This window comes from Oricola thermophila (genome assembly GCF_013358405.1).
In the GTDB taxonomy this organism is placed as follows: domain Bacteria; phylum Pseudomonadota; class Alphaproteobacteria; order Rhizobiales; family Rhizobiaceae; genus Oricola; species Oricola thermophila.
In genome coordinates this window covers 3,131,072-3,144,620 of record NZ_CP054836.1, presented here as the reverse complement: position 1 = coordinate 3,144,620, position 13,549 = coordinate 3,131,072, and the positions used below count along the sequence as shown (strand labels likewise).

General features: G+C 61.4%; 11 protein-coding genes. 6 read left to right on the top strand and 5 right to left on the bottom strand.

What is annotated here, in order from left to right:
* Nucleotides 1-133 precede the first annotated feature (133 nt).
* Entirely contained in the window at nucleotides 134-1,135 is a 1,002-nt protein-coding gene (locus HTY61_RS15125) for a 2-dehydropantoate 2-reductase (RefSeq protein ID WP_175277582.1), read from the bottom strand.
* 163 nt (nucleotides 1,136-1,298) lie between these two features.
* On the opposite strand from HTY61_RS15125, the gene HTY61_RS15120 reads away from it, so the two are divergent.
* Nucleotides 1,299-2,297, top strand: coding sequence for a complex I NDUFA9 subunit family protein (locus HTY61_RS15120; RefSeq protein ID WP_175277581.1), 999 nt, complete (start codon nucleotides 1,299-1,301; stop codon nucleotides 2,295-2,297).
* Between the two features lie 142 nt (nucleotides 2,298-2,439).
* Here the strand turns inward: HTY61_RS15120 and HTY61_RS15115 are convergent, their stop codons facing one another.
* Nucleotides 2,440-3,246, bottom strand: a complete 807-nt coding sequence (locus HTY61_RS15115) for an undecaprenyl-diphosphate phosphatase (protein WP_175277580.1) — start codon at nucleotides 3,244-3,246, stop codon at nucleotides 2,440-2,442.
* Nucleotides 3,247-3,553: 307 nt separating this feature from the next.
* On the opposite strand from HTY61_RS15115, the gene HTY61_RS15110 reads away from it, so the two are divergent.
* The 4 genes from HTY61_RS15110 (at nucleotide 3,554) to HTY61_RS15095 (ending at nucleotide 10,098) form a co-directional block, all read left to right on the top strand.
* Nucleotides 3,554-5,197 carry an ABC transporter substrate-binding protein gene (locus HTY61_RS15110; protein WP_175277579.1) on the top strand — a complete coding sequence of 548 codons (1,644 nt, stop codon included), beginning with the start codon at nucleotides 3,554-3,556 and terminating at the stop codon, nucleotides 5,195-5,197.
* A 118-nt stretch (nucleotides 5,198-5,315) separates the two neighbouring features.
* The gene (locus tag HTY61_RS15105; protein WP_175277578.1) at nucleotides 5,316-6,353 is read left to right on the top strand and encodes an ABC transporter permease; all 1,038 of its coding nucleotides are present in this window, start codon (nucleotides 5,316-5,318) and stop codon (nucleotides 6,351-6,353) included.
* Nucleotides 6,354-6,374: 21 nt separating this feature from the next.
* On the top strand, nucleotides 6,375-7,586 hold the full coding sequence (locus HTY61_RS15100) for an ABC transporter permease (protein ID WP_175277577.1): 1,212 nt from the start codon (nucleotides 6,375-6,377) through the stop codon (nucleotides 7,584-7,586).
* 10 nt (nucleotides 7,587-7,596) lie between these two features.
* Nucleotides 7,597-10,098, top strand: a complete 2,502-nt coding sequence (locus HTY61_RS15095) for a dipeptide ABC transporter ATP-binding protein (protein ID WP_246272820.1) — start codon at nucleotides 7,597-7,599, stop codon at nucleotides 10,096-10,098.
* An 18-nt stretch (nucleotides 10,099-10,116) separates the two neighbouring features.
* Here HTY61_RS15095 and HTY61_RS15090 read toward each other — a convergent pair whose 3' ends face one another.
* The gene (locus HTY61_RS15090) at nucleotides 10,117-10,584 is read right to left on the bottom strand and encodes an Lrp/AsnC family transcriptional regulator (RefSeq protein ID WP_175277576.1); all 468 of its coding nucleotides are present in this window, start codon (nucleotides 10,582-10,584) and stop codon (nucleotides 10,117-10,119) included.
* A gap of 119 nt (nucleotides 10,585-10,703) precedes the next feature.
* Between HTY61_RS15090 and hppD the strand changes: the two genes are divergently transcribed.
* Nucleotides 10,704-11,816 (top strand): 4-hydroxyphenylpyruvate dioxygenase, encoded by a 1,113-nt coding sequence (gene hppD / locus HTY61_RS15085; protein ID WP_175277575.1) that lies wholly within the window; start codon nucleotides 10,704-10,706, stop codon nucleotides 11,814-11,816.
* 6 nt (nucleotides 11,817-11,822) lie between these two features.
* Here hppD and HTY61_RS15080 read toward each other — a convergent pair whose 3' ends face one another.
* A complete protein-coding gene (locus tag HTY61_RS15080) occupies nucleotides 11,823-13,037 on the bottom strand; it encodes an MFS transporter (protein ID WP_175277574.1) in 1,215 nt (404 codons plus the stop codon).
* 64 nt (nucleotides 13,038-13,101) lie between these two features.
* Complete coding sequence (locus HTY61_RS15075; protein ID WP_175277573.1) at nucleotides 13,102-13,395, bottom strand: hypothetical protein; 294 nt, start codon at nucleotides 13,393-13,395, stop codon at nucleotides 13,102-13,104.
* Nucleotides 13,396-13,549: the final 154 nt, after the last annotated feature.

The following is a 13,549-nucleotide window of genomic DNA, read 5'->3' as shown; positions in this document are numbered from 1 at the left end:
GAATGTGTCGTGATTGCAATATGTAATCGGATGAAATTTGTCCGGTTGATAAAAGCCGGAGGTCGGGCCACGGCCGCCTGAGGCGGAGCATTGGTCGCGGTGGTGCCGGTGGCAACCGGAAAGGCGGCGGGGATCAGATTCCCGCCGCCTTTTTCAGTTCCGCGCCGCTGTAGCTGCGCGGGCCTTCATTCGCGAAGGCGGCCTTGACCAGCGCCACGATGCGCTCGTTGACGGGCGTGGCGACACCTACCTGCTTTCCGAGCGCGACGATCTCGCCGTTCAGCCAGTCGACTTCCGGCATGCGTCCGCGTGCCAGGTCCTCGGCCATTGAGGATGTCGCCTCCTCGTCCATCTTCAGCATCGATGCCGCGAGGCGCACGAACAGCCAGTCGGGAAGGTCGAGAACCCGCGTGATCAGCGCCGGCCCGGTCTTGCCGACGGAAGCGGGACGGATTCCGGCGGTCTTGAGAACGGTCAGCGCCTCCCGCATCGACGCGGCCAGCACCTGGCGATAGGCGCGCATCGAAAGTTCCCGTTTCAGCGGCAAGCCGGACAGCGCATTGACCGCGTTGTTGAGATTGAGCAGCAGCTTGCCCCATTGCACGGCCTCGATATCGCTTGTGGTCTTCGCCGCGATCCCCGCAGTCGCCAGCATGTCCACGACCGCGCCTGCTTGGGTGCCATCGCCGATGACGATCTCACCCTCGGTTCCGCGGTGAAACCTGTTGCCTCCGATCTGCGCCACGTTGAAGCCGACCATGGCGCGCAGCACGGTACGCGGGGCAAGTGCCTCCTCCAGCTCTGCGGCATTCGAGATGCCGTTCTGCAGGCTCACGATGACCGAGTCCGGTCTCGCCGCCTTCGCCAGTTCCCGGCCGGCCTCTCGCGTTGCCGCACTTTTCACGCAGACGAATATAACGTCGCGATCGGCGAGCGCCGCCGGTTCGGTCGAAAACGCGAAGTCTTCGGCCGGAACATGGCGCCCCGATCCGTCGAAGCACGTAAGCAACATGCCTTGCGTCAGGCGCCGGTCCATGGCCGGTCGTCCGACGAGCACGACATCCAGACCCGCCGCCGCAAGCATGCCTCCGACATGGCAGCCGACCGACCCCGCGCCGAATATGCCGGTCTTCATGAAGTCACTCCCGCTTTGGGGCCAGCCTGCCGATGTTGCCGGCGTGGTCAAGTCCGGCGAGGGCGGACAAGAAACCGCACATGACAATTTTCCCCTTCACCTCGGCGACCAAAAACGGTAGTGGAGCGCGATAGAGAAACGGCAGCCAGATCCGGAGAAATCCATGACCGAGAAAACCAATCTTCCCAAGGTGGTGACGGTATTCGGAGGCTCGGGATTTGTCGGACGCCATGTCGTTCGCGCGCTTGCGCGGCGCGGTTACCGCGTGCGGGTTGCCGTGCGGCGCCCGGATCTTGCCTTCCACCTGCAGCCGCTTGGCGATGTCGGGCAGATAGCGGCCGTGCAGGCCAACCTTCGACACCGCTGGTCCGTGGAGCGGGCAGTGGAAGGCGCTGACGCGGTGTTCAACCTGGTCGGCATTTTGCACGAGAGCGGCCGCCAGAGCTTTGCCGCGGTGCAGGAATTCGGCGCACGCGCCGTCGCCGAGGCCTGTGCCAAGGCGGATCTTCCGCTGGTCCACATGTCGGCGCTGGGTGCCGATCCCGACGGCGAATCCGAGTATGCCCGTACCAAGGGGTGTGCCGAGGAGGCCGTGTTGTCCACGCTTGGAGAGAAGGCGATCGTCATGCGTCCCTCCGTGATTTTCGGACCGGAGGATGACTTCTTCAACAAGTTTGCGAACATGGCACGCTTCTCTCCGTTCCTTCCGTTGATCGGCGGCGGAAAGACGAAGTTCCAACCTGTCTATGTCGGCGATGTCGCAGAGGCATTCGCGCGCGCGGTCGATGGCGATCTCGTCGGAGGAAACGTCTACGAGCTCGGTGGGCCGGAGGTGCTTTCCTTCCGCCAGTGCATGGAAGAGGTGCTGAAAGTCACGCAGCGCAGGCGGTTCTTCGTCAACATCCCGTGGTGGGCCGCCCGGCTCCAGGGACGCATTCTCGGCCTTCTGCCGAAACCGCCGCTGACGGTCGATCAGGTCACGCTGCTCAAGAGCGACAACGTGGTCTCCCCGGAAGCCGAGCAGGAAGGCCGCACGCTGGGCGGCATAGGCATTCGCGGTACGACGGTCGATGCGATATTGCCGGCCTATCTTTGGCGCTTCCGCGAGACCGGCCAGTTTCCCAATCCCAACGTGCCGACCGAGATGAACGGTACTGTCTGATCGTGACCGCCACGGCGCTTTAGCTCCCAAGCATTCTCCCTCGATGCCGCTGCCGGTCTGGTCGCGGCATCGTCATGCGGGTTCCTTTGCAGCGCGCGCTTCAGGCCCCGGTCCGGGCAAGTCAAATGCGCCACGCGATTCCTTAACCGAGCAGGAGAAGCCCGATCAGGCCGACCGTGCCGACGGCGATCCGCCACCACGCGAATAGTGCGAAACCGTGCTTTGACACGTAGTCGAGCAGGTATTTCACGACGAACGCACCGGCGGCAAAGGCCGTAACGAACCCTGCGCCGATGATGACCGCGTCGTCGAATGTGAGTACATCGCGGTTCTTGTACAGATCGAGCGTGAAGGCTCCGGCCATGGTTGGCATGGCAAGGAAGAAGGAGAATTCCGCAGCAGATCGCTTGTCGGTGCCCATCAACAATGCCCCGGCGATTGTCGAACCCGATCGCGAGGTTCCGGGTATCATCGCGAGGCACTGGAAGAGTCCGATCTTGAAGCAGAGGCCGAGCGGGTAGTCCATTATGTCGGTGTAGCGCGGCTTCAGAGGAAGTCGGTCGATCCAGAGCAGGATCACGCCGCCGACGATCAGTACGGTACAGATCAGGACCGGCGTCTCGAAGAGCACCTGTTTGATGAAACCGTGGGCGCCTGCGCCGATCACCGCCGCCGGCAGGAAGGCGAGCAGGACTCCGGCGACGAAACGCCGTGTCTTGCGGTCTGACGGCAGCGCGGCCGCCATCCTGACGAGCCGCATGAAATAGACCGTAAGTATTGCCATGATCGCGCCGAGCTGGATCAGGACCTCGAAGGTCTTGCCGGTGGATTCGAAACCGAGGAAATGGCCGGCCAGCAGAAGGTGCGCGGTAGACGATACGGGAACGAACTCGGTCAGACCCTCCAGTATGCCGAGAAGAAGCGCTTCGACGATTGTCTGGTCAGCCATGCGTGAAGTCCGGTTTGTGCCGTCGGAAGGCGGAAGCGGGAAAAGGTACCGGCGCGGCATACACGAAAACCGTTCGCGCTGGCCAGTCCTGTTTGCGAGCTGTCGGATGGTCGGTCGTCCGCTAATCGCGGGAATTCACGAAATCGAAGATGTCGCAATTTTACAAGTTGCCGGAAAATCGATAGTGCATGTCGCATCTGTAATAAAACGGTCGTTGGCCGGGCGCATGCTGTCTGCGCTTTTGACATCGCCACGGCGATGACCGAAGCTTGGACCACGGAATGCGCTACTCAGGGAGGTTATTGAGATGGCATTTTTCAAACGCAGCGGCGAACCCATGCCTGACCATGTTGTCGGCATGGCGAAAGCCGCCAGGGAAGGCAGGATGGACCGCCGCGAATTCCTCGCCCTCGCGAGCACATTCGGCGCGTCGACGGCGGTCGCCTATTCCATGATCGGGTTGGCCGCTCCCTCGCCGGCCCGGGCCCAGGAAGGCCGACCCGGCGGCATCCTGCGGATCGCCATGGATGTCCGCGAGCTGAAGGATCCCCGGACATTCGACTGGTCCCAGATGGGCAATCTCGGACGCCAGTTTCTGGAACCGCTGGTCAAGTACACGAACGACTTTACCTTCGAGGGGCGTCTGCTCGAGGGATGGGAAATCTCGGATGACGCCAGGACTTACACACTCAACGTCCGCAAGGGCGTGACGTGGAACAACGGCGACGATTTCACTGCCGATGACGTGATTTTCAATATCCAGCGCTGGTGCGAGAAGGATGTCGAGGGCAATTCCATGGCGTCCCGCTTTGCCGTCATCATCGATGACTCGACCGGAAAGGCGATGGATGGCGCCATCGAGAAGGTGGACGATTACACCGTTCGCCTCAATCTTCCGGTGGCTGACATCACGCTGATAGCCGGCATGGCGGATTACCCGGCATTGCTCGTGCATCCCTCCTATGCCGAGACCGGCGACCTGGCGCAGAACCCGATCGGCACGGGACCCTTCGAGCTCGTGTCCTTCGAGGTCGGCAACCGCGCGGAGTACAAGCGCCGCGAAAGCGGCTGGTGGGGCGGTACGGCCCTGCTCGACGGCGTGGAGTTCATTGACTACGGGACAGACCAGTCGGCCCAGATCTCTGCCTTCGAGTCCGGCGAGGTCCATGCGAACTACGAGGTGACCGGCGATTTCGTCGATATCTTCGAGGGGCTCGGCCTTGTGAAGAACGAGGCTGTGACTGGCGCCACGGTGGTGGTGCGCACCAATGTCACCAATCCGCCATATGACGATCAGCGCGTTCGTCAGGCGTTGCAGAAGGCGGTCGACAACAATGTCGTCCTGCAGCTAGGCATCGCGGGGCAGGGGCAGGTGGCCGAGAACCACCATGTCGCGCCGATCCATCCCGAATATGCGGAACTGCCGAAGCAGGAACGCGATATCGAGGGTGCTCGTGCGCTGATGGAAGAAGCCGGCCAGATGGATTACGAGCACGAGTTGATTTCCATCGACGACGATTACCGCAAGAACACCACCGATGCCGTTGCCGCGCAGCTTCGCGAGGCCGGCTTCAAGGTGAAGCGGACCGTGCTTCCCGGCTCGACATTCTGGAACGACTGGACCAAGTATCCCTACTCGTCCACCAACTGGAACCACCGTCCGCTCGGCGTGCAGATCCTTGCCCTGGCCTATCGTACCGGCGAGGCCTGGAACGAGTGCGGATACTCAAATCCGGAATTCGATGCCAAGCTGAACGAGGCGATGGGCATTGCCGATGCCGACAAGCGCCGCGAGCTGATGAAGGACATCCAGAAGATCCTGCAGGATTCGGGCATCATCGTTCAGTCCTACTGGCGGTCTCTGTTCAACTTCAATGTTCCCGAGGTGCAGAACTACTATCAGCACCCGACCTACGAACTGGACCTGGAGAAGGTCTGGCTCGACGCCTGAGGCATCATTCGAACTTGGCGACCCGGCGTGACTGCGCCGGGTCCGCCCAACAGCAGCGTGTCTGACAGCCGGAGGCGGCAATTGCCGGGGCGGGCACGACAGAACAGGGAGTGAGTTCTTGCTGTCATTCATATTGCGCCGGTTCGGCACCATGATCTTGACCATGCTGTGCCTGACGATGGTGGTCTTCTTCCTCGTCAATCTCGAACCGAACCTGCGCAAGTTGTCGATCAGCCAGACAAACATGCGGGCGACCGACGAGCAGATTGAAAGCTGGCTGGTCAAGAATGGCTATCGTGACAATTTCCTGCTGCGCTACGGTGCATGGCTAGGCGTCTATCCGAAGAGGCCGAATGTCGATCCGGAAACGGGTGAGGCGGTTCCGCGGTTTCGGTACTGCGACGAGCCCGCGGAAGTGCGTTATTCCGGGGTTATTCAGGGCGATTTCGGCTGTTCCACGAAATTCAAGACCACGGTTTCCCGCAAGCTGTTTCCGGCGCTTGCCGCGACCGGCTGGCTGATGTTCTACGTGATGCTGGTCATGGTGCCGGGCGCCCTGATAACGGGAGTGCTGGCGGGGATGCGCGAGGGATCGAGGACCGACCGAACGCTTTCCGTTGCCTCGATCGCGTCGACGGCGACGCCGGAATATGTCTCCGGCATCATATTCACGGTGGTGTTCGCGTCCTGGCTGGGATGGCTGAACGGTTCTGCCGCCACTGCCACCCGCGACGGGATTTCATTCTATAATTTCACGCTGCCGGTCATGACCATGGCGATCTACGGGATGGGCTATATCGCGCGCATGACGCGGGCATCCATGGCCGAGGTAATGACCGCGCAATATATACGCACGGCGCGCCTGAAGGGGCTTTCCTTCGGAGCCGTGGTGGTGAAACACGCGCTTCGCAATGCGCTGATTGCCCCGTTCACCGTCATCATGCTGCAATTTCCCTGGCTGCTGACCGGCGTGGTCATCGTGGAATCGATGTTCCGCTACCAGGGCTTCGGCTATACGCTGGTACAGGCCGCATCCAACAACGACATCGACCTGCTCCTGGCCTGCTCGCTGGTATCCGTGATCGTGGTGCTGCTGACCCAGCTCCTGTCAGACATAGGCTATGCCTTTCTCAACCCGCGCATCCGCGTGTCGTGACCGGCTGTACGGAGTAGGCAAATGGAAACGCTTTCCGCACTGGAAATCATCCTGCAACTGATCGTCCGCTTCTGGCCGGTTTGGGCGGCCCTGGTCGTCGTCGGCGGCCTGTCCTGGTTCAACCGGGAACGGCTGGGTCTCTACGGCCAGCTCTATGATTCCGGCATCGGCATGGCGGGGCTTCTGTTCATCGGCTTCTGGCTGTTCACCGCGCTTTTCGCCGGCATGGTTGCACCTTTCGATCCGCTCGGGGTGGTGCCGGTCATGAAGAATGCGGCGCCCGGCGCGATAGACCCCGCCAGCGGAAATCCGTTCCTTCTCGGCGGCGACAAGCTGGCGCGCGATGTCTTCAGCCGCATGGTGTACGGGTCGCAGATCGTGCTCATGATCGCCCCGGCGGCGACGGCCTTTGCGCTGATGGTCGGCATCACGCTCGGCCTTCCGGCGGGTTACTATGGCGGCCGGATCGATTCCGTTCTGTCCTTCCTGGCCAATCTCGTGCTGGCCTTCCCGGTGATCCTGCTCTTCTACCTTCTGGTGACGCCGGGGATCATGGAAACGCCGATCCCCTATTCCATGGCCGGCCTGTTCTTCGTTTTCCCGATCATATTTCTCGTCACGCTTTTTCACACGCGCTACCAGTCGAGACCGAACATCATGTGGACCGGGATCATCCTGTCCGTTGTGATCGGCGCATGGGTGTGGATTTCGCTCGTTTCGAACGAGATCGTCGTGACAAGGCTTGGCAACGGATTGACGGCGCCGCTGGCGTGGCTGTTCGATTTGCCGATTTTCAAGATCATTTCCATCGAGCCGGGACAGCTCAACATCTTTGTCGCGGTGGTCTTCGCGTCGAGCCCCGGTGTCTTCCGCATCGTTCGCGGTCTCGTCATGGACATCAAGACGCGCGACTATGTCGCGGCCGCGCAAACCCGCGGTGAAAGCCCTTGGTACATCATGTTGTGGGAAGTGCTGCCCAATGCACGCGGTCCGCTCATCGTCGATGCCTGCCTGCGCATCGGCTACACCACCATATTGCTCGGAACGCTGGGCTATTTCGGCCTTGGCATGCCGCCGGAGAGCCCCGACTGGGGAACCGCGATCAAGGACGGGTCGCAACTGCTGCGACTCACGCCATGGCCGGCCATCGTGCCTGCTGTCGCCCTGATGTCATTCGTGCTTGGCCTGAACCTGCTCGCCGATGCGCTTCGCGAAGAATCGCTGAAGGATTGAGGGGAATGACATGAACACCGCAACCACCGAAGCCCCGAAAATGACAGGTTCGAAGGGTGCCGCGCAGACACCGATCCTCGAGATCGAGAACCTGCACATCTCCTTCTATACCCGTGCCGGCGAGATACCGGCCGTGATGGATTTTTCCTGCAAGGTCATGCCCGGCGAGGCGATGGGAATCGTCGGCGAGTCCGGCTGTGGCAAGTCCACGGTCGCGCTCGGCATCATGCGCGACATGGGGAATCGCGGGAAGATCAAGTCCGGCACGATCAGGTTCAAGGGTCGCGACATGGGCGAGATGAGCGATGCCGAGCTGCGTGACCTGCGCGGTTCCAAGATCGCCATGATCTATCAGGAGCCCATGGCCTCCCTCAATCCGGCGATGAAGATCGGGCGCCAGTTGATGGAGGTTCCGATCATCCACGAGGGCGTTTCGAAGGAAGAGGCGTGGACGCGTTCGGTCGAGATGCTCGAGGCAGTGCGCTTGCCCGACCCCGAGCGCCTGATGGGGTCCTATCCGCACCAGATATCGGGCGGTCAGCAGCAGCGCGTCGTTATCGCCATGGCGCTTCTGTCCAATCCGGAACTGCTCCTGCTCGACGAACCGACCACTGCCCTCGATGTCACGGTCGAGGCCGGCATCGTCCAGCTGGTCAAGGATCTCGGCAAGAAGTTCGGCATGTCGATGCTGTTCATCTCCCACAACCTGGGCCTGATACTGGAGACCTGTGACCGCATTACCGTTATGTATTCGGGAGAGGCGGTGGAGACCGGCGATGTCCGGGACGTGTTCGACCGCATGCGCCATCCCTATACGCAGGGTCTCTTTCGCTCGATTCCCTTGCCGGGCACCGACAAGAACGAACGCCCGCTGATCGCGATTCCCGGTCAGCTTCCCCTGCCGCACGAGCGCCCCAGGGGATGCAATTTCGCTCCCCGCTGTCACCATTTCAGGGAGGGTGTTTGCGATGTTCGCGAGATACCGATGCAGGCGGTTCCCGGCCATGCCGGACACTCCAGCCGCTGCGAGCGTTTTCCGGAGCTTGACTGGAACGAGACGCCGGAAGGGGTGCGGCGGCGTGAACAGGTCGAACCCGGTGATCCGATCCTCCAGATCGAAGACCTGAAGAAGTATTACGATGTTGCCGCGAACGCGATTTTCGGCGGCGGCGAGCGGCGTACCGTCAAGGCAAACGAGTCGATCACCTTCAATGCCCGCGAGGCGGAGACCGTCGCGTTGGTCGGCGAGTCCGGTTGCGGAAAGTCGACGCTGGCAAAGGTGCTGCTCGGCCTCGAAACGGCGACCAGCGGCACCGTCAGGCTCGGCAACGAGGAAATCCAGGCAATCGAGGTCGAAAGACGCGGCGCTGACCTCGTGTCGCAGATCCAGATGGTCTTCCAGAATCCGTTCGACACGCTCAATCCGAGCCACTCCGTCGGTTCGCAGATCATCAGGACGCTAGAGAAGTTCAATATCGGTTCGAGCCAGGAGGAGAGGCGCGAGCGCATGCTGGAGCTTCTCGACCTCGTCAAGTTGCCACGCGCCTTCGAGACCCGTATGCCGCGGCAGTTGTCGGGCGGTCAGAAGCAGCGCATCGGTGTTGCCCGCGCTTTCGCCGGCGGTCCCAAGGTCGTCGTCGCCGACGAGCCGGTTTCGGCGCTCGATGTTTCCGTGCAGGCCGCGGTGACGGAATTGCTGATGGATATCCAGCGCGAGTCACGCACTACCATGCTCTTCATCAGCCATGACCTTTCGGTCGTGCGCTATATCGCGGATCGCGTCGTGGTCATGTATCTCGGCTATATCGTGGAGCAGGGCACCACCGACGAGGTTTTCGCGCCGCCCTACCATCCGTACACCGAGGCGCTCCTGTCGGCGATTCCCATTGCGGACACGTCGGTGAAGAAGAAATCCATTATCCTGGAGGGCGATATTCCCTCGGCCCTCAATCCGCCGCCGGGATGTCCGTTCCAGACGCGCTGTCCCCACAAGGGGCAGGTGCCCGGAAATTTGTGCGAGACGCAGGTGCCGCCGGTCAAGCGCTTCGGAAGTGGACATTCTGTGCTTTGCCATTTGTCGGACGAGTATTTCTCGGCGATGGAGCCGGTCATTTCCTTCGATGCGGCGGAACAGGGTCAGGCCCCGAAGAAGCCTGCCGTGCGGAGGTCTGCGAAGGCATCTGCCGGTGCGGGGATGGCGGCCCCGAAAGGCGGCGCGAAACGTTCGACTGCAAAGAACGCGCGTCCGCGGGGCATGCGCAAGCCGGCGAAACCGGACGACTTGAAACTCATCTCGGGAATCGGGCCGAAGATCGAGGGTATCCTGAACGGGCTCGGCATCTACAAGTACGAACAGGTCGCCAAGTGGAAGAAAGCCGAGCGCGACTGGGTCGATGACCATTTGAAGTTCAAGGGACGCATCGAGCGGGACGATTGGGTGAGGCAGGCCAAGGCGCTCGCCAGGGGTGGCGTCGAGGAATACGCCAGGGTCTTCGGCAGGAAACCGCGATAGCGACTTTCCATCCGGCGGTCACAGTGGCAGTGCGCTCGTCTCCTTCAGGGTCTGCAGCACGATCGACGTCTTGACGTTCTGCACCGCCTCGTGCGGCAGCAGTGTCTCGTTGACGAAATCCGACAGGCCGCGCAGGTCTTTCGTGACGACCTTCAGAATGTAGTCCATCTCGCCGGTCAGCGCATGCGCTTCCTGCACTTCCGGCAGTCTCGTCATCAGTTCGGCGAAGCGCGCGGCGTTGTTGCGGTTGTGCGTCGACAGCGTCACCGAGATGAAGTTCACCAGTCCGAAACCGGCTTTCTCGCCATCGACGTGCGCGTGATAGCCGGCAATGAAGCCGTCGCGTTCCAGCCGCGCGCGCCGGCGTGAACATTGCGACGGCGACAGGTGAATGCGCTCGGCGAGGTCGTTGTTGGTCAGCCGCGCGTCATCCTGCAAGAGAGCAAGGATCTTGCGGTCGGTTTCATCTAGATACGTTTCGCCCATGTCAGCCGTCCCTTTGATGCATGAACCATGCATATTTTTGATATATGACGCGCCAGAATGCAAACACATTGCGGAGCTTGCGCGTTATCCTGTCATCAGGAAAACAGGAGGAGTTTTTGATGGGTCCTTTTCCGCACAACGCACCGAAGGCGAAGATTTCCGCCGAGAACCCGGCCGGTACCGACGGATTCGAGTTTGTCGAGTTCGCCCACCCCGATCCACAGGAACTGGAAACGCTGTTCAAGCGCATGGGCTATGCGCCCGTTGCGCGCCACAAGTCAAAGGCGATCACGGTCTGGCGGCAGGGCGACGTGAACTACATCGTGAATGCCGAACCCGGCTCGCATGCGATGCGTTTCGTTGACGAGCACGGACCCTGCGCACCATCCATGGCGTGGCGGGTGGTCGATGCGAAGCATGCCTTCGATCATGCCGTTTCGAAGGGGGCCACGCCCTATGAAGGCGATGACAAGATGCTGGACGTACCGGCCATTGTCGGGATCGGCGGTTCGCTCCTCTATTTCATAGACACCTATGGTGAAAAGGGGTCGCCATACGATGCGGAATTCGAGTGGATCGGCGAACGCGATCCCAGGCCGGAGGGTGTCGGCTTCTACTATCTCGATCACCTCACCCACAATGTCTATCGCGGCAACATGGACAAGTGGTGGGACTTCTACCGCGAGCTGTTCGGCTTCGAACAGATCCACTTCTTCGACATCGAGGGCAAGCTCACCGGCCTTGTCAGCCGCGCCATCACCTCGCCCTGCGGCAAGATCCGCATTCCGCTGAACGAGTCGACCGACGACAAGTCGCAGATCGAGAGCTATTTGCGGAAGTACAGGGGCGAGGGGATCCAGCACATCGCCGTCGGGACCGAGAACATCTACGATGCGACGGATGCATTGGCCGAGAACGGGTTGCAGTTCATGCCCGGCCCCCCGGATGTCTACTACGAGATGAGCCGCGATCGCGTACACGGCCACGACGAACCGCTTGACCGGATGAAGAAGCACGGCATCCTCATTGACGGCGAAGGCGTCGTCGGGGGCGGTGAGACGAAGATCCTGCTGCAGATATTCTCCAAAACCGTGATCGGGCCGATCTTCTTCGAGTTCATCCAGCGGAAGGGAGACAACGGATTTGGCGAAGGCAACTTCCGCGCCCTGTTCGAGTCGATCGAGCGCCAGCAGATCGAGTCCGGTGAACTGAAGGTCGAGGCAGCCGAATAGGGGCGTTCAGGCTGCCATCGGCCTCGGGCGGCCGGCGCGCGACAGGATCATGATGATGATCGCGATGTTGAGGACATTCCAGGCGATCCCGTTGAGGAATGCCATGCGGTATGTACCTGTAACGTCGTAGATCCAGCCAGACATCCAGCCGCCGGCCGCCATGCCCACGATGGTTGCCATCATCACGAAGCCAACGCGCGTGCCGGCTTCGCTTGCCGGCATGTACTCGCGAACGATCAGTGCGTAACTGGGCACGATGCCGCCCTGCGACAGGCCGAAGATGGCGCTGACCATGTAGAGCGAAACCAGCCCCTCATTGGGCAGGTAGAGAAAAAGCGCGATGCACTGGAGCGTCGATCCGATCAGGAGCGTCGCCATGCCGCCGAGCCGGTCGGCCGCGATTCCCGAAATGAGGCGGGAGGCGACGCCGCCCAGAAGCATCACGGACAGCATCTCCGCGCCGATGGAAGGCCCGAAGCCGAGATCGACGCAGAGGGAAACGATGTGCACTTGCGGCATCGACATGGCGATGCAGCAACCGATTCCGGCGAGGCCGAGCAGCCATTGCATCGTGCGTGGCGAGAAGGCCGCTGCCTTGCGGGACCCCGCGATCGAGGCGAGTGGCACTCCGGTGGCGCTTGCCGGTATCCGGCGACCCAGCAGAAGCGAGAGCGGTATCACGCTGGCAACGATGATTGCGGCAAGGGACAGGTAGACCGCTCGCCAGCCCCCTTCGCTCTGGACGCCTTGCAGAAGCGAAGGCCAGACAGCGCCGGCGAGATAGTTGCCGCTTGCCGCTATTGCCACCGCGATGCCCCGGCGACGCTGGAACCACAGGGAAATGTCTGCGATCAGCGGACCGAAACCCGCCGCGGTTCCCAGGCCGATGGCGAACTGTGCTGCCGAAAGCACGTGAATCGACGGGCTGGCTGCCGCTGCCGCGTAGCTTGCGCCCAGGAGGATCGCCGCGCCGACAAGTGCGCGCCTTATGCCGAAACGGTCCACGGCCCGGCCAATTGCTAGATTGCCGAGTGCGAAGCCCGCCATGGTCAGTGTGTATGGCAGCGAGGCGGTCGCGCGCGCCGTGGCGAATTCCGCCTGCACATCCGGCATGACGGAAATGATGGACCACATGCCGACATTGACGACGGTTGCGATCAGCAGGGTGATCGCGAGTCGTATCCATGAATATCGGCTGTCGAATACCGAAACGCCGTGCATCGCGCGACGTTATTGCCGGGCGGCAGGCTTGTCCATCGCTCTTGTCGGCCGGCGTCTTCCGCCGTCAGTAACCCAGTCGGCGAAATATCCCCTTGAAGACGGCCAGCACCGCAAGGCTGAAAAAGCCGCCCGCGACGATCAGGACCGACGTCGTCGTCACCGAATCGAATGGAAGATGGACGAGTTTGCTCGCACGAAAACCGATGATGCCGCCGGCGATCAGGATAACCGAATTCATCAGCACGCCGAATCCGTCCTGCTGCATGACGCCGTCCATCGCATAACCGATGAAATAGGCTCCCGCAGCACCGAACAGTACGAGAAGCAGGAAGGTCATGGTGTCCGGATCGAAAGTCATTCGATTCTCCGCGAACTTGATGTTCTCACCCCACGGAAACTACCGATCGTTCCTGAACAGGCGGTTTACTGCACCGGTTGAACTTGCATGTTTCCCGCTGTTTGCGGGATTTCCTGGCCGATTCCGGGTCCGTGGCGCGAAAAATTAAGTATTT

Coding starts and splice junctions, on each gene's coding strand:
- HTY61_RS15125 (WP_175277582.1), bottom strand. CDS start 1,135: ATGAAGACCGGCATATTCGGCGCGGGGTCGGTCGGCTGCCATGTCGGA.
- HTY61_RS15120 (WP_175277581.1), top strand. CDS start 1,299: ATGACCGAGAAAACCAATCTTCCCAAGGTGGTGACGGTATTCGGAGGC.
- HTY61_RS15115 (WP_175277580.1), bottom strand. CDS start 3,246: ATGGCTGACCAGACAATCGTCGAAGCGCTTCTTCTCGGCATACTGGAG.
- HTY61_RS15110 (WP_175277579.1), top strand. CDS start 3,554: ATGGCATTTTTCAAACGCAGCGGCGAACCCATGCCTGACCATGTTGTC.
- HTY61_RS15100 (WP_175277577.1), top strand. CDS start 6,375: ATGGAAACGCTTTCCGCACTGGAAATCATCCTGCAACTGATCGTCCGC.
- HTY61_RS15095 (WP_246272820.1), top strand. CDS start 7,597: ATGAACACCGCAACCACCGAAGCCCCGAAAATGACAGGTTCGAAGGGT.
- HTY61_RS15090 (WP_175277576.1), bottom strand. CDS start 10,584: ATGGGCGAAACGTATCTAGATGAAACCGACCGCAAGATCCTTGCTCTC.
- hppD (WP_175277575.1), top strand. CDS start 10,704: ATGGGTCCTTTTCCGCACAACGCACCGAAGGCGAAGATTTCCGCCGAG.
- HTY61_RS15080 (WP_175277574.1), bottom strand. CDS start 13,037: ATGCACGGCGTTTCGGTATTCGACAGCCGATATTCATGGATACGACTC.
- HTY61_RS15075 (WP_175277573.1), bottom strand. CDS start 13,395: ATGACTTTCGATCCGGACACCATGACCTTCCTGCTTCTCGTACTGTTC.